The 16,961-nt window shown below is 73.2% G+C and carries 17 protein-coding genes; 7 read left to right on the top strand and 10 right to left on the bottom strand.

Going from position 1 to position 16,961, the window contains the following annotated elements; all coding sequences use genetic code 11:
* Positions 1 to 27: 27 nt before the first annotated feature.
* The 6 genes from AC07FK_RS20545 to AC07FK_RS20520 all read right to left on the bottom strand — a co-directional run bounded on the left by AC07FK_RS20545 (position 28) and on the right by AC07FK_RS20520 (position 5,768).
* Entirely contained in the window at positions 28 to 675 is a 648-nt protein-coding gene (locus AC07FK_RS20545; RefSeq protein ID WP_479106337.1) for a fasciclin domain-containing protein, read from the bottom strand.
* 301 nt (positions 676 to 976) lie between these two features.
* The gene (locus AC07FK_RS20540) at positions 977 to 2,341 is read right to left on the bottom strand and encodes a cryptochrome/photolyase family protein (protein WP_479106336.1); all 1,365 of its coding nucleotides are present in this window, start codon (positions 2,339 to 2,341) and stop codon (positions 977 to 979) included.
* 65 nt (positions 2,342 to 2,406) lie between these two features.
* Complete coding sequence (locus tag AC07FK_RS20535) at positions 2,407 to 3,171, bottom strand: anti-sigma factor (protein ID WP_479106335.1); 765 nt, start codon at positions 3,169 to 3,171, stop codon at positions 2,407 to 2,409.
* The gene (locus AC07FK_RS20530) at positions 3,168 to 3,752 is read right to left on the bottom strand and encodes a sigma-70 family RNA polymerase sigma factor (protein WP_479106334.1); all 585 of its coding nucleotides are present in this window, start codon (positions 3,750 to 3,752) and stop codon (positions 3,168 to 3,170) included. Before AC07FK_RS20530 ends, AC07FK_RS20535 begins: the two co-directional genes overlap by 4 nt.
* Before the next feature lie 208 nt (positions 3,753 to 3,960).
* On the bottom strand, positions 3,961 to 4,803 hold the full coding sequence (locus AC07FK_RS20525; protein ID WP_479106332.1) for a siderophore-interacting protein: 843 nt from the start codon (positions 4,801 to 4,803) through the stop codon (positions 3,961 to 3,963).
* A gap of 59 nt (positions 4,804 to 4,862) precedes the next feature.
* Positions 4,863 to 5,768 carry a 5'-3' exonuclease gene (locus tag AC07FK_RS20520; RefSeq protein WP_479106515.1) on the bottom strand — a complete coding sequence of 302 codons (906 nt, stop codon included), beginning with the start codon at positions 5,766 to 5,768 and terminating at the stop codon, positions 4,863 to 4,865.
* 253 nt (positions 5,769 to 6,021) lie between these two features.
* Between AC07FK_RS20520 and AC07FK_RS20515 the strand changes: the two genes are divergently transcribed.
* A complete protein-coding gene (locus AC07FK_RS20515; protein ID WP_479106331.1) occupies positions 6,022 to 6,624 on the top strand; it encodes a helix-turn-helix domain-containing protein in 603 nt (200 codons plus the stop codon).
* Positions 6,625 to 6,633: 9 nt separating this feature from the next.
* Positions 6,634 to 7,344 carry a helical backbone metal receptor gene (locus AC07FK_RS20510; RefSeq protein WP_479106330.1) on the top strand — a complete coding sequence of 237 codons (711 nt, stop codon included), beginning with the start codon at positions 6,634 to 6,636 and terminating at the stop codon, positions 7,342 to 7,344.
* Here the strand turns inward: AC07FK_RS20510 and AC07FK_RS20505 are convergent.
* Entirely contained in the window at positions 7,283 to 8,422 is a 1,140-nt protein-coding gene (locus tag AC07FK_RS20505) for a TDT family transporter (protein WP_479106329.1), read from the bottom strand. The two genes, AC07FK_RS20510 and AC07FK_RS20505, sit on opposite strands and share 62 nt — an antisense overlap.
* Positions 8,423 to 8,627: 205 nt before the next feature.
* Between AC07FK_RS20505 and AC07FK_RS20500 the strand changes: the two genes are divergently transcribed.
* Together AC07FK_RS20500 and AC07FK_RS20495 are read left to right on the top strand one after the other, a co-directional pair.
* Complete coding sequence (locus AC07FK_RS20500; RefSeq protein WP_479106513.1) at positions 8,628 to 9,506, top strand: LysR family transcriptional regulator; 879 nt, start codon at positions 8,628 to 8,630, stop codon at positions 9,504 to 9,506.
* A gap of 36 nt (positions 9,507 to 9,542) precedes the next feature.
* Positions 9,543 to 9,977 (top strand): hypothetical protein, encoded by a 435-nt coding sequence (locus tag AC07FK_RS20495; protein ID WP_479106328.1) that lies wholly within the window; start codon positions 9,543 to 9,545, stop codon positions 9,975 to 9,977.
* A gap of 204 nt (positions 9,978 to 10,181) precedes the next feature.
* On the opposite strand, the gene AC07FK_RS20490 is transcribed toward AC07FK_RS20495, so the two are convergent.
* The 3 genes from AC07FK_RS20490 to AC07FK_RS20480 form a co-directional block, all read right to left on the bottom strand.
* Complete coding sequence (locus AC07FK_RS20490; protein ID WP_479106327.1) at positions 10,182 to 10,898, bottom strand: gamma-glutamyl-gamma-aminobutyrate hydrolase family protein; 717 nt, start codon at positions 10,896 to 10,898, stop codon at positions 10,182 to 10,184.
* Between the two features lie 62 nt (positions 10,899 to 10,960).
* Entirely contained in the window at positions 10,961 to 12,436 is a 1,476-nt protein-coding gene (eat, locus tag AC07FK_RS20485; RefSeq protein ID WP_479106326.1) for an ethanolamine permease, read from the bottom strand.
* A gap of 135 nt (positions 12,437 to 12,571) precedes the next feature.
* Positions 12,572 to 13,300: a FadR/GntR family transcriptional regulator gene (locus AC07FK_RS20480; RefSeq protein WP_479106325.1), complete on the bottom strand. Its 729-nt coding sequence runs from the start codon at positions 13,298 to 13,300 to the stop codon at positions 12,572 to 12,574.
* 77 nt (positions 13,301 to 13,377) lie between these two features.
* Here AC07FK_RS20480 and AC07FK_RS20475 point away from each other — a divergent pair, with 77 nt between their 5' ends.
* Genes AC07FK_RS20475 through AC07FK_RS20465 form a run of 3 tightly spaced genes read left to right on the top strand, consistent with a single transcriptional unit; the run spans position 13,378 to position 16,935 of the window.
* Positions 13,378 to 14,751 (top strand): glutamine synthetase family protein, encoded by a 1,374-nt coding sequence (locus AC07FK_RS20475; protein WP_479106324.1) that lies wholly within the window; start codon positions 13,378 to 13,380, stop codon positions 14,749 to 14,751.
* Between the two features lie 8 nt (positions 14,752 to 14,759).
* Complete coding sequence (locus AC07FK_RS20470) at positions 14,760 to 16,124, top strand: aldehyde dehydrogenase family protein (RefSeq protein WP_479106323.1); 1,365 nt, start codon at positions 14,760 to 14,762, stop codon at positions 16,122 to 16,124.
* Positions 16,125 to 16,128: 4 nt separating this feature from the next.
* Entirely contained in the window at positions 16,129 to 16,935 is an 807-nt protein-coding gene (locus tag AC07FK_RS20465) for a 3-oxoacyl-ACP reductase (protein ID WP_479106322.1), read from the top strand.
* Positions 16,936 to 16,961 lie beyond the last annotated feature (26 nt).

The following is a 16,961-nucleotide window of genomic DNA, read 5'->3' as shown; positions in this document are numbered from 1 at the left end:
CGGGCCGGTCACGGCGTCGGACGTCGGTTACTTGGGCATCAGGACGGTGTCGATGATGTATACGGTCGCGTTGGCGGTCCGGACGTTGCCGCAGACGACGTTCGCCGTGTCGTTGACCTTGTACGACTCACCGGAGCCCGAGGTCGTCAGCATGCCCTTCTGGAGCGTCTCGAACGAGCCGTTCTCGAGCTGCTTCGGTGTGAGCTTCTGGCCCACCACGTGGTAGGTCAGGATCTTGGTGAGCGTCTCCTTGTCGTTGAGCACCTTGTCGAGGTCCGCCTTCGGGATCTTCGCGAAGGCGTCGTTGGTCGGCGCGAACACCGTGATGTTCTCGGCGCTGTTGAGCGTGTCGACCAGTCCTGCCTTCTTCACCGCGGTGACGAGGGTGGAGAGCGCGGGGTTGTTCGACGCGGCGGTCGCCACCGGGTCCTTCGCCATGCCGTCGAAGCTGCCGGCCCCGTCCTTGGGAACGGTGGCGCATCCGGGGCCGAACGGCTTGTCCGCCGTCGCCGCCTGGTCACCCGTCGTGGGCTCGGAGGACTCCTGACCCGCACTGGGCGAGCCGGCGGCGCCGCTGTCGCCACCGTCGTCGCTCGAACAGGCGGTCAGCGACAGGGGAAGCAGCGCGGCCCCCGCGACGACGACGGCGATGCGCTGGAAGCGGGTGGTCTTCATGGTGTTCTCCTTGCAGGGAAACGTACGAAAAGGGGGGGCCGAGAGAGGTCTGCTGGGCGTCGGGCCGGCGCTGAGCTGCCTTGCCCCGTACCGCCGTTGCTTTCCGGTCCCGGCTCACACCCCCTATTCGGCGCCGTCCCTGCCGCGGATTGGTTGTTCCCCCGATCCGGTCAATCTCCGTACGGGTGATCGGAGGATCGGGCGGGTGCGGCGCACGGGCGACCGTGATCCGCACTGTGCCGCCCACGCCTCGCTCGCCCGCCCCGCCCTCGTCCGCCCCGCACTCACATCAGGCCCCCACTCACAACAGTCCCCGCGCCCGCTCGAACCGGGCGCGTCCCTCGGCGAGGTCCACCACCGGGTCCGGGTAGTCGATCCCGGCCCGGCCCGCACCCGTGAGCGTCCACGGCTGATGGACGGCCGCTCCCGCGACGCCCGCGAGTTCGGGCACCCAGCGCCGCACGTAGTCGCCCTTCGGGTCGAAGCGCCTGGCCTGGGCGAGGGGGTTGAGCAGCCGGTTGGGGCGTGTGTCGGTTCCGGTGCCCGCCACCCACTGCCAGTTGAGCTGGTTGTTGGCGATGTCCCCGTCCACCAGCAGGTCCAGGAAGTGCCGTGCGCCAACCCGCCAGTCGACGTACAGCGTCTTGCTCAGGAAGCTCGCCGTCAGGAGCCTGCCCCGGTTGTGCATCCATCCCTCGTGCCGCAGCTGGCGCATGGCCGCGTCGACCACCGGATAGCCCGTGCGGCCCTCCTGCCAGGCTGCGACCTCCTGGTCGTCCGTACGCCACCGGTCGCCGCGCGGGCGGTAGTCGGTCCAGGACGCGGCGGGCCGGGCCGCGAGGACCTGGTAGTGGAAGTCCCGCCAGGCGAGCTGACTTACGAACGCGTCCGCGCCCGGGCCCCCCTTCTCCCGCGCGCGGTGGACCATTTCGGCGGCCGAGAGGCAGCCGAAGTGGAGGTGGGGCGAGAGCCGGGAAGTGGCATCGCCGGCGAGGTCGTCCTGACGTTCTCCGTACTCCCCGACGCTGTCCGCCAGCCAGGCGCGAAGCCGCTTCCGCGCCTCCGGCTCACCGCCCTTCGCGAGGGCGGGCGACGTTCCCGTGACGGCGTCGCGCGACGGCAGGGGCCCGCTTTCGACCGCGTCGGGCACGCGCAGGGTCCGGGGCGCCGGCGCCGTGGCACGTACGCCGACCGCCTCCCACCTGCGCAGGAACGGCGTGAAGACCGCGAAGTGGCCCTTGCCCTGCGGCGTGACGCGTCCGGGGGCCACCGCCGTCACGACCGCGTCGTGGACGTGCAGGGCGCACCGGACCTCATCGAGGGCGGTGCGCAGCCGTTCCTCCCGGCGGGTGGCGTACCCGCTGACGCCGCCCGCGACGTGCACCTCCCCGGCCCCCGTCAGGGCCACCACCCGGCAGACCTCCTCCACCACGTCCCCGGTGCGGACCACCAGGCGCCCGCCCCGCTCCCGCAGTCCGTCGTCCAGGGCGGCCAGGCAGTCGGCCAGGAAGGCGCGCCGGTTGGGCGCGCCGAAACCGGCCTCCGTCACCCCCCGGTCCTGTACGAACAGGGGCACCACCTCGTCGGCCCGGCGCAGCGCCGCGCCGAGCACCGGCTGGTCGTGCAGCCGCAGATCGGAGGTGAACAGCACCACGGCGACACTCATACGCGCTTCCTTCGTCCTCTGGTGTCTTTTCGGTCGGCTCGTGGCCGGCGCCCGGTCCCGTCCGGTCAGGCGCCGGAGAAGGCCATCAGCGCCAGGGGAGCGGTCGTCGGGCGCGGGGAGCCGCCCGCCGGTTCGACGGTGATGCCCATGCCCTCGGCCGAGTCGACGGGGCCCTGCATCAGCACCGAGGTCGCCCGCCCGGCCTGCGCCGACCGGTCCATCAGGCCGGCGGACCGCATCGTGCCGCCGTCGTCGAACCACAGCTGGTACACCTTGCCGCTGGGCGGCTCCGGCATCCCGGAGGCCAGGAAGACCGCGCGGTTCCGGTCGCGCGAGACGACGACCGTGCCGGTCGCCCCGTCCGTCAGCTTCCCCGTGGTGACCTCGGCGTCCGGGGCGGCGAGCACCGAGGCCAGCGCCTCCGAGCGCTGCTCGGACCGCTGCGCCTGCTCGCGGGCGTCGCGTGCCTCCTGGTGCTGCCACACCGCGGCCCCGCCGAAGGCGGTGGCCGCCGCCAGGCAGGCGGCGAGCACCAGGCGCGGCAGGGCCCGACCCCGGCCGCGGGTGGCGGCGACGGGTGAGGGCTGCCGCACCTTGGGCGGGTCCTGGCGCTCCGTGGTGATCCGCCGCATCACCTGATCCTTGAGGGCGGCGGGCGGCGTCACGGTCACCGCGAGTCCCAGCCGGGCGGCGGTGGCGGTGAGTTCGCGCACCTCCTGGGCACAGGGCGCGCAGTCCTCCAGGTGCCGTTCGAACTCCGCGCGCTCCTCGGCGCTCAGCGCGTGCAGTGCGTACGCTCCGGTCAGCGTGTGCAGCTCAGCCGTGTTCATGCGCTCACCCCCAGGCAGTCGCGCAGCCGGATCAGTCCGTCGCGCAGGCGTGTCTTGACCGTGCCGAGCGGTACGGCGAGCAGTTCGGCCACCTCGCGGTAGGCCAGTCCGCGGTAGTAGGCGAGCGTCACGGACTGCCGCTGGAGTTCGGTGAGGGTGCGCAGGCAGCGCCGTACCTGCTCGCGTTCGAGACGGCTCTCCACCTCCTCGGTCACCTCGTCGAACGCGGGCGTCTGATCCAGCAGCGCCGCCCTGCGCTCGCGGTCCGAGGACGCCTGCGCGGATCGCACGCGGTCGACCGCCCGCCGGTGCGCCAGCGTCAGGACCCAGGTCATGGCCGAGCCGCGGGACGGCTGGAAGCGCGCGGCGCCCCGCCACACCTCGATCAGCACCTCCTGGGTGACCTCCTCGGACTGGGCCGGGTCGCGCAGCACGGCGCGCACCAGACCGAGGACGGGCCCGCAGACCGCGTCGTAGACCTGGCTGAAGGCGTCACGGTCGCCGCGGGCCACCCGTCCCAGCAGCTCCTGGAGATCGGGCGGCGCCGAGGCGATGCCCCCGATGTGCACGACTTCGTTCACGCGGCTTTCCTCCACGGTGCGGACCGGCGGGCCCGGAACGGGCTTCACCCCGCATTCGGAGCCGCGGGTCGCCCGGATTGGTCCTCGGCGAAGATCGTTCCACCGTGGCGGGCCGTCCGCCGTCCGCCGCGCGCGGGGCGGGCCGTTCCCGTGAAAACGCCACGGCCCCCGCCGACGCCGGCGGGGGCAGCGAAGAGGGAGCCGGTGATCAGGCGGCGGACTCCTGCTCGCGCTCGACCTGCTCGTTCCACTCGCGCTTGACCGCGCGCCACGCGTCGTCGTCCTGGCCGAGACGCCAGTACCCGGAGACGGAGAGCCGCTCGCGCGGGATGCCGCGCTCCATGCGCAGGTGGCGGCGGAGGTCCTTCACGAAGCCGGCCTCGCCGTGGACGAAGGCGTGCACGTCGCCCGCCGGGAAGTCGAGACCGCGCACCGCCGCGATCAGGGCCTCGCCCACCGGGGCGCCGCCGCGGTGCAGCCAGGAGACCGCCACCCCGTCGGGCGTGACGATCTTCTGCTCCTCCTCGGGACCCGCCACCTCGACGAAGGCGTGCACGACGGCGCCTTCCGGCATCCGTTCCAGCGAGGCGGCGATCGCCGGCAGCGCGCTCTCGTCGCCCACCAGGAGGTGCCAGTCGGCCGCCGGGTCCGGCGCGTAGCCGCCGCCGGGACCGAGGAAGCGCACCCGCTCGCCGGGCCGCGCGGCCGCCGCCCACGGGCCGGCGAGGCCCTCGTCGCCGTGCACCACGAAGTCGACCGTCAGTTCCCCGAGCGCGGCGTCCCAGGCCCGGACGGTGTACGTCCGGGTGACCGGCCACTGCTCGGCCGGGAGCTCCTCGCGGATCCGCGCCATGTCGAACGGCTCCGGGTAGGTCACGCCGGCCGGCGGGAACAGCACCTTGATGTAGTGGTCGGTGAACTCGTCGGCCGCGAAGCCGGCCAGCCCCTCACCGCCGAGGACGACGCGCACCATGTGCGGCGTGAGCCGCTCGGTGCGCACGACCTCCGCCTCGCGGGCCTGCGGTGTCCTGCGGGCCGGTCGTTCTGCCACGTGGCTCTCCCTGACTCTCGCTTGCTCGACGCATGCTTAGGGTTACCTAAGTTAGCAGCCTAGCGTCGCAATGTCGCCAGCAGCCGCTCCAGGGAGCCGCCGAGCCCCCACCGCGCCGCCAGCGCGTCGAGCGCGGCCGGGTCGCGCGGCTCGGTGGGCAGCGCGGGATGGAAGTCGGGCAGCGGCACGTCGGAGGCGACCCGCACCACCGTGGGCGCGACCGCGACGTAGTCCCGCGCCTCGTCGAGCCGCTTGCGCTGCGAGGGCGTCAGTCCGGAGGCGGGGTCGGCGACCGCCGCCATGATCCCCGCCAGGTCGCCGTACGCGGCGATGAGCTTCGCGGCCGTCTTCTCGCCGATCCCGGGGACGCCCGGAAGTCCGTCGCTCGGGTCGCCGCGCAGAAGCGCCAGATCGACGTACCCGGGGCCGTTCACTGCGTACTTCTCGCGGAGCCACGCCTCGTCGGTGACCTGGAGCGTGCCGACCCCCTTCAGCGGGTAGAGCACGCGGATCCGGCGAGCGTCGTCGACGAGCTGGTAGAGGTCGCGGTCGCCCGTGACGATGTCGACCGGGCCGGTGGCCCGCCCCGCGAGCGTCCCGATCACGTCGTCCGCCTCGTACGGCTCGACGCCCACCCGGGCGATCCCGAGCGCGTCGAGCACCTCCTCGATGACCGGCACCTGCGGCGAGAGCGTGTCGGGGATCTCCTCCTCGTCGGGTCCGGTGACCGTCTCCTCCGCGACTCGGTGCGCCTTGTACGACGGGATCAGCTCCACCCGCCAGTGCGGCCGCCAGTCGGCGTCCATGCAGGCGACGAGATCGTCGGGGTGGTGGTCCTGGACGAGCCGGGTGATGAAGTCGAGCAGGCCGCGTACGGCGTTGACGGGCGTGCCGTCCGGGGCGCGCACGGAGTCCGGGACCCCGTAGTACGCGCGGAAGTAGAGGGAGGCGGTGTCGAGGAGCATCAGGCGTCGCGTCACCCCCCGATCATGCCGTACGCCCCGGCGGGGGAAGAGCGACGGCCGCCGGCCGAGCCGGGGGCGCGGATGCATCACCGCAGCTCGCGGAAGGGGCGGGCCTCGTCTTGTGGCGAGGCCCGCCCCTCGGTGCTGTCCTGGACAGGGGGGTCTTCCCTGACGTATGTACGAAACCGGCGGGCGAAGCTGCGTAGGCTGCACTCAGCGTTGACGACCACGAGACAGGGAGGGAGCCGGAGCGATGGACGACAAGGAAACTCTTCGGGTCGGTACGGCCGTCCGGAGGCGCCGCAAGTCCCTGGCCCTCACCCTGGCCACCGTCGCGGCGCGCAGCGGCCTCTCGGTGCCGTTCCTCAGCCAGATCGAGAACGAACGGGCGAGACCCAGCACCCGCTCCCTGGAGAGGGTGGCCAAGGCGCTGGAGACCTCCGCGGCCGAGCTGATCGCCGCTGCCGACTCGGGCCGTACGGTCGACGTCGTACGGGCCGGGCGGTACGACGGCGGCCCGGGCGGCGAGGCCGTGCGCTGCGTGGTGCGCGGCCGGCACCAGCTGCGGGCCACCGAATACACCGGGGAGCAGGACACCGGACGCGAGTTCCAGCACCACGGCGACGAGCTCATGTACATCGCCGACGGCGCCGCCGAGGTGGAGGCGGAGGGCCGCGCGTACCGGCTGGAGCGCGGGGACACGCTGTTCCTGTCCGGCGGCGTACGGCACCGGTGGCGCGCCACAGAGGAGGGCACCCGGATCCTCGTCGTCGCGGCGGCGGGAACCGTCGGGCACGACGACGAACGCGAGACCGGGCCGGGCCTCGACGGCGGCGACGCCGGTCACGACGGCTGACGGGCCGCCGTGCGCGTCGTCTCCCTCGTACCGTCCCTGACGGAGGCCGTGGCCGTCAGCGCGCCCGGCCTGCTCGTCGGGGCCACCGACTGGTGCAGTCACCCGGCGGACCTCGACGTCGTCCGCGTCGGCGGAACCAAGAACCCGGACGTCGAGGCGGTCGTACGGCTGCGCCCGGACCTGGTGATCGCCAACGAGGAGGAGAACCGCGCGCCCGACCTCGCCGCCCTCCGCGAGGCCGGCCTCACCGTCCTGGTCACCGTGATCCGCGACCTCCCCGAGGCACTCGCCGAACTGGAGCGGGTCCTGGTCGGCGGCTGCGGCCTGAACGCCCGGCCCGGCTGGCTCGACGCGGCGGGGGAGGCGTGGAGCGGCCCGCTGTTCTCCGGCTCCCGGCTGAAGGCGGTCGTGCCGATCTGGCGCAGGCCGTGGATGGTCCTCGGCCGTGACACGTTCGCCGGTGACCTGCTGGCCCGCCTCGGCGTGGACCACCTCTACGCCGCTCACCCCGAGCGCTACCCGCGCGTGCCCCTCGACGCACTGCGCGCCGCCGGTGCGGACCTCGTCGTACTGCCCGACGAGCCCTACCGCTTCACCGCCGACGACGGCCCCGAGGCGTTCCCCGGACTGCGCGCCGCGCTCGTCAGCGGGCGCCACCTCACCTGGTACGGGCCGTCCCTGGCCGAGGCGCCCCGGGTGCTGCGAGCAGCGCTCCGCTGACCAGGCCGCGCAGCGTCCGTACGCCCGCGACCGCCCAGGCGAGGACCAGCGCCGCGTAGAGGGCCGCCGCCAGCCAGCCGAAGGCGTCGAGCCCGGTGTGGCGGGCGAGCCCGGCGGCGCCCGTCACGCACGTGCCGACGGGGAAGGTGAACGCCCACCAGGTCATGGCGAACGGCATGCCGCCGCGGGCCGCCCGCACCACCATGGCCGCCGCGAGCGCCAGCCACAGCAGCGCGAAGCCCATCACGGGCACGCCGTACAAAACCGCGAACGCGCCGAGCGCGTCGGCGTACGGCGCTCCCGTCGCGCCCGGGGCCACGTCCGCGAGGGCGTTGACGGCGGTGGTCGACTGGCCGAGCGGTCCGAGGACGAGGAACAGTGCCGGGGTGAGCACGAGCGGCAGCGGCCCGCCGTGGACGAGCCGGCCGAAGATCAGCGGCAGCATCAGCAGCGTGGCGAGCAGGCTCAGACCGAACATGGCGTAGCAGCCGAGCAGCATCGCCTCCCGCCACTGGCCCGCGGGCAGGTGGGGGACGAGCTGCGGTCCCAGCGCCGCCGACACCATCGGCGCCACCACCGGGAGCAGCCACACGGGCGAGGCGCTGCCGGGCTCGACCCGGTGGCGTACGACCATCAGGTACGGGATCACGACGGCGGCGGTCAGGCCGACGGCCGTCCCCAGGCACCACAGCACCGCGCCTGCGGCGAGGGCGGCCTCCGGACCGACGGCGTCCGCGCCCACCGTCACGGTCGCGCCGCCGACCGCGAGCAGGGCCATGGCCAGGCAGCCGTAGAAGGGGGCGACCGCGGGGTCGAGGAGGTGCGCCCCCGCCTGGTCGCGGTGGTACGTCCAGTGGCCGGCGCGCGCGAGCAGCAGGGCCCCGAGCAGCACCGCGGACAGCGCCCATACGCCGGTGAGCACCGGGCGCGCGCCGGCGACCGTGAAGGGCAGTGCCGCGCCGGCGTTGGCGACGATGGCGGTGCCCATGACCGCGGCGTACCAGTTGGGGCCCAGGTGGCGCAGCGCGGGCAGGCGCGGGGAGACGACGAGGGGACGCGGCTGCGCACAGATGGCCATACGCCCACGGTGGACGCGCGAAGGGGCCCCCGCCAGAGACGGTAGGTGTATGAGGTCATAAACTGACGTTATGAGCGTCAACGGTCAGGGTCACGAGCGCGGTCACGGTCCCGAAGCGGGTCACGGGCCGGGCGCCGGCCACGAGCCCGGTCCCACGTCCGGCGAACGGGCTCCGCTCGCCCACCGGGTGCCCGACCTCGGCGCGATGGAGCTGCTGCTCGGTGTGGCCCGGCTCGGCAGCCTCGGGCGGGCGGCGCGGGAGCTGGGCATCAGCCAGCCCGCCGCGAGCAGCCGCATCCGCTCCATGGAACGCCAGCTCGGCGTCGCCCTCGTGGACCGTTCGCCGCGCGGCTCGCGCCTCACCGAGGCGGGCTCGCTCGTCACCGACTGGGCGCGCCGGGTCGTGGAGGCGGCCGAGGCGTTCGACGCGGGGGCGCAGGCGCTGCGCGGGCGGCGGGACTCGCGGCTGCGCGTCGCGGCCAGCATGACGATCGCCGAGTACCTGCTGCCGGGCTGGCTGATCGCGCTGCACGGACAGCGCCCGGGTACGGCGGTGTCGCTGCTCGCCGGGAACTCCTCGGCCGTCGCGCAGCGCCTGCTCTCCGGGGAGGCCGATCTGGGCTTCGTGGAAGGGCTTTCGGTGCCCGACGGGCTCGACGGGGTCGTCATCGGACACGACCGGCTCGTCGTGGTCGCCGCCAAGGAGCACCCCTGGGCCCGCAGGCGCCGCCCGGTGGCCGCGTGGGAACTGGCGGAGGCATCGCTCATCCTGCGCGAGAAGGGCTCCGGCACCCGGCAGGTTCTGGACGCGGCGCTGGCCGGGTACGGAGGGCTGGCCGTACCCCTGCTCGAACTCGCCTCCACCACGGCCGTGAAGGCGGCGGCCGTCAGCGGCGCCGGGCCCAGCGTGCTGAGTGAACTGGCCGTTCGGGAGGAGCTGGCGTCCCGCCGCCTGGTCGAAGTACCGGTCGAGGGCGTACGGCTGAGCCGCGATCTGCGCGCGGTCTGGCCCACGGGGCCGAAGCCCACCGGGCCCGCTCGTGACCTGCTGGGCCTGACGCGTCCGGCGCGGGAAAAGGGTTGACTGTTTGTCACGGCCTCGAACGGATACCCGAAGGGTATGACTGAACAGGACAAGAACACCAAGACCAAGGCCAACGCCACCGCGACGCGCGCCGCGAACGGCGCCACCGGCAAGGCCGCCAACGCGGCCGGCACCGCCAAGTCCGCCGCCTCCGGCACCACCGGCAAGGCCGCGGGCACGGCGAAGGCCGCCGCCTCCGACACCACCGCCAAGGCGGCGAACATGGCCGGTTCCGCGAAGGCCGCCGGCCTCAAGGGAGTCGAGGCGAGCCGTCAGGCCCTCGGGTCCGCGGCCGGCAAGGTGGCGTCGACCGCGTCCACCGCCTGGGTGCTGCTCAACGCCCGCAAGGCCGTCGTCGCGGGTGCGGGCGCGGGTGCGGTGGCGATCGGCGCGGCCTCGTACGTGGCGGGCCGCAAGGCCGAACAGCGGTCCCTGGGCCCGGTCACGCGCCTGCTGGCGGGCCGCATCTGACGTCGCGTCCGATGCCCGATCGGAGCCGGTGGCGGTCCCGCCGCTCAGCGCCGCGCCGCTCGGGCCCCGGCGCGGCGCACCCCGGCCCGTACGCAGATGCGCCGACGCGATATGCCCGATACGCCGATGGCGAGGCGCGCGGCGGCTGTCAGGGCGACAACTCCGCAGCGCGGAGCGTGACAGGCCGCCCCCGGCCCCCTGATGTCAGACCCGGACCTGCTGTTCCCTCAGCACCGAACGGCCGACGGCGGCAGCCGCCACCAGCGCCTCCATCACCCGCGCGTCCTCACCCGCCTCCGGGTGCCACTGGACCCCCAGCACCCAGGGTCCGCCGATCAGTTCGAGCGCCTCGGGCGTCCCGTCCTCGGCGTACGCCGACACCACCAGGCCGTCACCGATCCGGTCGGCGGCCTGGTGGTGGTACGTCGGTACGCCGGTCTCCTCCGGCACGGCCGAGGCGTAACGCGTGCCCGGTACCGGCCGCACCGTGTGCCGGCCGAAGACGCCCGGGCCGCCGGTGTGGCCGTCCAGGTGCTGGACGAGGGTGCCGCCGCATGCGACGTTCAGCAGCTGCATGCCCCGGCAGATGCCGAGCAGCGGTGTGCCGGACGCCAGTGCGGCGTCGATCAGGGCGAGTTCCCAGGCGTCCCGTTCCCGGGCCGGCGGCCCGGTGCGCGGGTCCGGCTCGGCGCCGTACCGTACGGGCTCGACGTCCGGCCCGCCCGCGACGACCAGGCCGTCGAGGCGGGCCACCACCTCCTCGGCGTACGACGGCGCGTCGGGCGGGACCATCGCCGCGAGACCCCCCGCCGCCTGCACGAGACGCGGATACCCGGCGGGGAGCAGGGCGGCGGGCAGGTGCCACACCCCCCACCTGGCGGGCTCCAGGTAGGTGCTGATGCCGATGAGCGGCTTGGACACGGATCCTCCGGACGGTGTGGGGCGTGTTGCTCGGGGCGGGCGGCGGTACGTCGGCCGGCCGGTCAGCCGCGTTCGAGTTCCGCCTCGGCCTCGGCCAGGGCGGCGAACTCCTCCTCGGGCGCCGTGGCGACGAGCCGGTGCCGACTGTAGAACGCGAAGTAGGCGAGGGCGACGCCGTACACCACGAGCGCGATGAACGCCGCGTCCTTGTCCACGAGGAACGTGGCCACCAGCGCGGACAGCGCCAGCACGAAGGCCACGGACGAGGTGAGCACGCCGCCCGGCGTGCGGTACGGCCGGTGCAGGCCGGGCTCGCGGCGGCGCAGCACGATGTGGGAGAGGGCCATGAGGGCGTACGAGATGGTGGCGCCGAAGACCGCGATGTTCAGCATCCGGGCGCCGTCACCGGTGCCCGCCGCCAGCGCGAAGCCGATCGCGCCGGGGATGAGCAGCCCGAGGTACGGGGCCTTGCGGCTGCTCGTCAGGGACAGGAAGCGCGGCAGGTAGCCGGCCCGGGAGAGCGCGAAGAGCTGCCGCGACCCGGCGTAGATGAGCGAGAAGAACGAGGCGACCAGGCCCGCCAGGCCCGCGTAGTTGACGAAGCGGCTGAGCGCGGTCGGATCGCCGTCGCCCTGGAGCGCCACGACCAGCGGGTTGCCCGCGTCCTGGACGGCGGCCGAGCCGCGCGCGCCGGTGGCGGCGAAGAAGGTGACGAGGGCGAGCAGCGCGAGGACGGCCATGGAGATGGCCAGGGCACGCGGCATGGAACGCACCGGGTCCTTGGCCTCCTCGGCGGCCAGCGGCACGCCCTCGACCCCGAGGAAGAACCACATGCCGAACGGGAAGGCGGCCCAGATCCCCAGCAGTCCGAACGGCAGCCAGGAGTTCGCCCCGAACGCCCCGGCGTCGACCGGGATGTCGTTGAGCCGCTCCGCGCTGAACTCGGTGAACGCGCCCACGGCGAAGATCAGCAGCGCCGCCACGGCGATGGCCGTCACCACGAGGCTGAAGCGCAGCGCCTCACCGACGCCCCACAGGTGGATGCCGATGAAGACGGCGAAGCAGGCGAGGTAGACGGGCCACCCGGCCGTGAGCCCGAAGAGGTTCAGGGACTCGACGTACTGGCCGATGAAGATGGAGATGGCCGCGGGAGCCAGGATGTACTCGATGAGGATGGCGGTGCCGGTGAGGAAGCCGCCCCAGGTGCCGAGCGCGCGGCGGGCGAAGCCGTAGCCGCCGCCGGCCGTGGGCAGGACGGCCGACAGTTCGGCCAGGGAGAAGACCAGGCAGGCGTACATCACGCCCATCAGCAGCGTGGCGATCGCCAGGCCGCCGAAGCCGCCCTCGGCGAGGCCGATGTTCCAGCCGGAGAAGTCGCCGGAGACGACGTAGGCGACGCCGAGTCCGGTGAGCAGCAGCCATCCGGCGCTGCCCCGGCGCAGGGTGCGCCGCTGCAGGTAGCCGCTGTCGGCGGCGGCGTCGGGGGAGGCCGGCGCCGCGGGGGGTGGTGGGGTGCGCGAGTCGGTGCTGTCGGCCATGAGCCGCTCCTGCCTCGGGTCAATGGTGGGTGGCCATACCTTTGTGGTTCGGCAGGTCCCCGCGCAAGCCCTCTGCGGCAAGCAGCTGTTACGGATCCGCATCGCCCGGCGCGCGCCGGTGGAGCGCGGCCGGGGTCACATGAGGAAGCCCCGCAGGAGTGCGGCCGTGCCCGAGCAGTGCTCGCGCATCACCTCGCGCGCCCCGTCCGCGTCGCCGTCGAGCACCGCCTCGACGAGTGCGGCGTGCTGCTGCTGGGAGTGCTCCAGGTTGCGTACGAGCAGCGGGATGCAGTCGAGCAGCCCGTTCACCGTGGCCCGTACGGCGGCGTACTGCGCGGTCAGCGTCGGCGACCCGGACAGCTCCGCCAGCGTCAGGTGCAGCAGGGTGTCCAGCCTGCGGTAGTCCGCCAGCGGAGCGTCGTGCGTCGCCGCGAGCGCCGCCCGCAGCCGCCGCTCGCCTTCGTCGCCCAGCCCGTACGCCGCGCACAGCCCGGCCGCGCCCACCTCCAGCACCTCGCGGAAGCGCAGCGCGTCCTCCACGTCGACGGCCGCCACGCGCCGGCGCAGCTCGTCCTGTCCGGAGGCGTCCGGGCGCGGCAGTACGAACGTTCCGCCGTACCTGCCGCGCCGGCTCTCCACGAGCCCCTGGTCCTGGAGCACCTTCAGGACCTCGCGCAGGGTGACCCGGCTGATCCGCAGGCGGTCGGCGAGCTCGCGCTCGGCGGGCAGCCGCTCCCCGACGGGCACCAGGCCGAGGCGCAGAACCTGCAGGATCTGCTCAAGCGCTTCCTCGAAGCCGTTCCCCGCCCGCACGGGGCGCAGCACCGGCGTCAGGCGGTCCGCGGAATCGATTTCGCTCGCCACGTTGCGGTTTCCCCTTCCCAAGCAATGGTCTTCAGCAATACCTTATGGCTTCCGGCTGACCGAAGGAGGAAGTTTCCGTGGCAGACCGCACACCCCCGCTCGCTCTTGAGGAGCTCCGCGCCCTCGTCGCGAGCGGCGAGATCGACACAGTCGTCCTGGCCTTTCCCGACATGCAGGGTCGCCTCCAGGGCAAGCGGTTCGCCGCCCAGTTCTTCCTCGACGACGTACTGGACCACGGCACCGAGGGCTGCAACTACCTTCTCGCCGTCGACACCGAGATGAACACCGTCGACGGGTACGAGATGTCCTCCTGGGACAGCGGCTACGGCGACTTCGCCATGCACGCCGACCTCTCCACGCTGCGCCGCGTGCCCTGGAACGAGGGAACCGCCCTGCTCGTCGCCGACCTGGCCTGGAACGACGGCTCACCCGTCGTCGCCGCACCCCGCCAGATCCTGCGCCGCCAGCTGGAGCGCCTCGCCGAGCACGGCTATACCGCGCACGTCGGCACCGAGCTCGAATTCATCGTCTTCAAGGACAGCTACGAGGAGGCCTGGGACCGCGGCTACAAGGACCTCGTCCCCGCCAACCAGTACAACATCGACTACTCGGTCCTCGGCACCGGCCGCATCGAACCCCTCCTGCGCCGCATCCGCAACGAGATGACCGCGGCGGGCCTCACCGTCGAGTCGGCCAAGGGCGAGTGCAATCCGGGCCAGCACGAGATCGTCTTCAAGTACGACGAGGCCCTCGTCACCTGTGACCAGCACGCCGTCTACAAGACCGGCGCCAAGGAGATCGCCTCGCAGGAGGGCTTCTCGCTCACCTTCATGGCGAAGTACAACGAGCGCGAGGGCAACTCCTGCCACATCCACCTCTCCCTGCAGTCCATCGAGGAGGCCGGCCGCACCGTCATGGCGGACGCCGCCGCCTCCGACGGGATGTCCCCCGTCATGCGGTACTTCCTCGCCGGGCAGCTCGCCGCACTGCGCGACTTCTCCCTCCTCTACGCGCCCAACATCAACTCCTACAAGCGCTTCCAGCCCGGCTCCTTCGCCCCGACCGCCGTCGCCTGGGGACACGACAACCGCACCTGCTCGCTGCGCGTCGTCGGACACGGCCGCTCGATGCGCTTCGAGAACCGGCTCCCCGGCGGCGACGTCAACCCGTACCTCGCCGTGGCCGGTCTGATCGCGGCCGGCCTGCACGGCATCGAGCACCAGCTCGAACTGCCCGAGGTCTGCACCGGCAACGCCTACACCGGCGACTACGCGCACGTCCCCACCTCCCTGCGCGAGGCCGCCGAGCTCTGGGAGAACAGCCCCATCGCCAAGGCCGCCTTCGGAGACGAGGTCGTCGCGCACTACCGCAACATGGCGCGGGTCGAACTCCAGGCGTTCGACTCCGCGGTGACCGACTGGGAGCTCCGCCGCTCCTTCGAACGACTGTGAGGCCCGCCGTGACCTTCGAGCACCACATCCTCAATCCGGCCACCGAAGAGGTCGTCGCCACCGTCGCGGCCTCCACCGCCGCGGACGTCGACGCGGCCGTCGTACGGGCCACCGCGGCGCAGCGCGCCTGGGCGGCCGCCGCCCCAGCCGACCGCGCCCGCCTGTTGCGCCGCTTCGCGGCCACGGTCGACGAGCACGTCGAGGAACTCGCCCGGCTTGAGGTTCGCGAGGCGGGCCACACCCTGGGCAACGCGCGCTGGGAAGCGGGCAACGTACGCGACCTGCTCGACTTCGCCGCCGGGGGAGTGGAGCGGCTCAGCGGCCGCCAGATCCCGGTCGCCGGCGGCCTGGACATCACCCTCCTCGAACCGCTCGGCGTCGTCGGCGTCATCGCCCCCTGGAACTTCCCCATGCCGATCGCGGCCTGGGGCACGGCACCCGCCCTGGCCGCGGGCAACGCCGTCATCCTCAAGCCCGCAGAGACGACGCCGCTGACCGCCCTGCGGCTCGCCGAACTCGCCCTCGACGCCGGGCTGCCCGAGCACCTGTTCCAGGTCCTGCCGGGAGCGGGCGACGTGGTGGGCGACGCCCTGGTCGAGCACCCCGGAGTGGCGAAGATCGTCTTCACCGGATCGACGCGCGTCGGCAAGCAGATCATGGCCAAGTGCGCGGACCGCGTGAAGCGCGTGACGCTCGAACTCGGCGGCAAGAGCCCCAACATCGTCTTCGCCGACGCCGACATCGAGACGGCCGCCGCCGCCACCCCGATGTCCTTCCTGGACAACTCGGGCCAGGACTGCTGCGCCCGTACGCGCATCCTCGTCCAGCGCACGGCGTACGACCGCTTCCTGGAGTTGCTCGCGCCGGCGATCGAGGCCGTCGTCGTGGGTGACCCGTCGGACGACAAGACGCAGATGGGTCCGCTGATCTCCAGGTCCCAGCTGGAGCGCGTGCGTTCGTACGTCCCCGAGGACGCGCCGGCGCTGCGGGGCAACGCCCCCGAGGGACCCGGGTTCTGGTTCCCGCCGACGGTCCTCACGGGCACCGGCCCGGACGCGCCCGCCGCGACGGAGGAGGTCTTCGGCCCCGTCGCCGTGGTCCTGCCCTTCGACGACGAACAGGACGCCGTCCGCCTCGCCAACGCCACGCAATACGGGCTGTCCGGATCCATCTGGACGCGGGACGTGGGCCGTGCCCTGCGCGTCTCCCAGGCCGTCCGGGCGGGCAACCTGTCCGTCAACTCCCACAGCAGCGTGCGCTACTCCACGCCCTTCGGCGGCTACAAGCAGTCGGGACTCGGCCGCGAACTGGGCCCCGACGCGCTCACCGCTTTCACCGAAACCAAGAACATCTTCATCAGCACGGAGGCCTGAGACCATGACCGGAACTGTTGAGAGCGCCGGAACCGACGCCGCCGTCTGCCGCCGGCTGGTCGGCCGCACCGCCGTGGTCACCGGCGCAGGCAGCGGCATCGGCCTCGCCGCCGCCCGCCGCCTGGCCTCCGAGGGCGCGCGCGTCGTCTGCGGCGACATCGACGAGAGGGCGGGCAAGGCCGCGGCCGACGAGGTGGGCGGCACGTTCGTACGGGTCGACGTCACCGACGCCGAGCAGGTCGAGGCGCTCTTCAAGGCGGCGTACGACACCTACGGCTCGGTCGACATCGCGTTCAACAACGCCGGCATCTCGCCGCCCGAGGACGATTCGATCCTGACCACGGGCCTGGAGGCGTGGAAGCGCGTCCAGGACGTCAACCTCACCTCCGTCTACCTCTGCTGCAAGGCCGCCATTCCCTATATGCAGCGCCAGGGCCGCGGTTCCATCATCAACACCGCGTCGTTCGTCGCGATCATGGGAGCGGCGACCTCCCAGATCTCGTACACGGCGTCCAAGGGCGGCGTCCTCGCGATGTCGCGCGAGCTGGGCGTGCAGTTCGCCCGCGAGGGCATCCGGGTCAACGCGCTCTGCCCGGGGCCGGTCAACACCCCCCTCCTCCAGGAGCTGTTCGCCAGCGACCCGGAGCGGGCGGCGCGCCGGCTCGTGCACATCCCGGTCGGCCGTTTCGCGGAGGCGGACGAGATCGCGGCGGCGGTGGCGTTCCTGGCCAGCGACGACGCGTCGTTCGTCAACGCCACCGACTTCCTGGTCGACGGAGGCATCGCGGGCGCGTACGTCACCCCGCTCTAGCCCGTGAACGGGAGGCCGGGCGCCCG

Source organism: Streptomyces sp. NPDC046122 (assembly GCF_056429965.1).
The sequence above is the reverse complement of the archived record's forward strand: the minus strand, read 5'-3'. Positions and strand labels throughout refer to the sequence as shown.

Coding starts and splice junctions, on each gene's coding strand:
- AC07FK_RS20500 (WP_479106513.1), top strand. CDS start 8,628: ATGGAGCTGCTGCTCGGTGTGGCCCGGCTCGGCAGCCTCGGGCGGGCG.
- AC07FK_RS20465 (WP_479106322.1), top strand. CDS start 16,129: ATGACCGGAACTGTTGAGAGCGCCGGAACCGACGCCGCCGTCTGCCGC.
- AC07FK_RS20535 (WP_479106335.1), bottom strand. CDS start 3,171: ATGAACACGGCTGAGCTGCACACGCTGACCGGAGCGTACGCACTGCAC.
- AC07FK_RS20505 (WP_479106329.1), bottom strand. CDS start 8,422: ATGGCCATCTGTGCGCAGCCGCGTCCCCTCGTCGTCTCCCCGCGCCTG.
- AC07FK_RS20495 (WP_479106328.1), top strand. CDS start 9,543: ATGACTGAACAGGACAAGAACACCAAGACCAAGGCCAACGCCACCGCG.
- eat (WP_479106326.1), bottom strand. CDS start 12,436: ATGGCCGACAGCACCGACTCGCGCACCCCACCACCCCCCGCGGCGCCG.
- AC07FK_RS20515 (WP_479106331.1), top strand. CDS start 6,022: ATGGACGACAAGGAAACTCTTCGGGTCGGTACGGCCGTCCGGAGGCGC.
- AC07FK_RS20540 (WP_479106336.1), bottom strand. CDS start 2,341: ATGAGTGTCGCCGTGGTGCTGTTCACCTCCGATCTGCGGCTGCACGAC.
- AC07FK_RS20520 (WP_479106515.1), bottom strand. CDS start 5,768: ATGCTCCTCGACACCGCCTCCCTCTACTTCCGCGCGTACTACGGGGTC.
- AC07FK_RS20545 (WP_479106337.1), bottom strand. CDS start 675: ATGAAGACCACCCGCTTCCAGCGCATCGCCGTCGTCGTCGCGGGGGCC.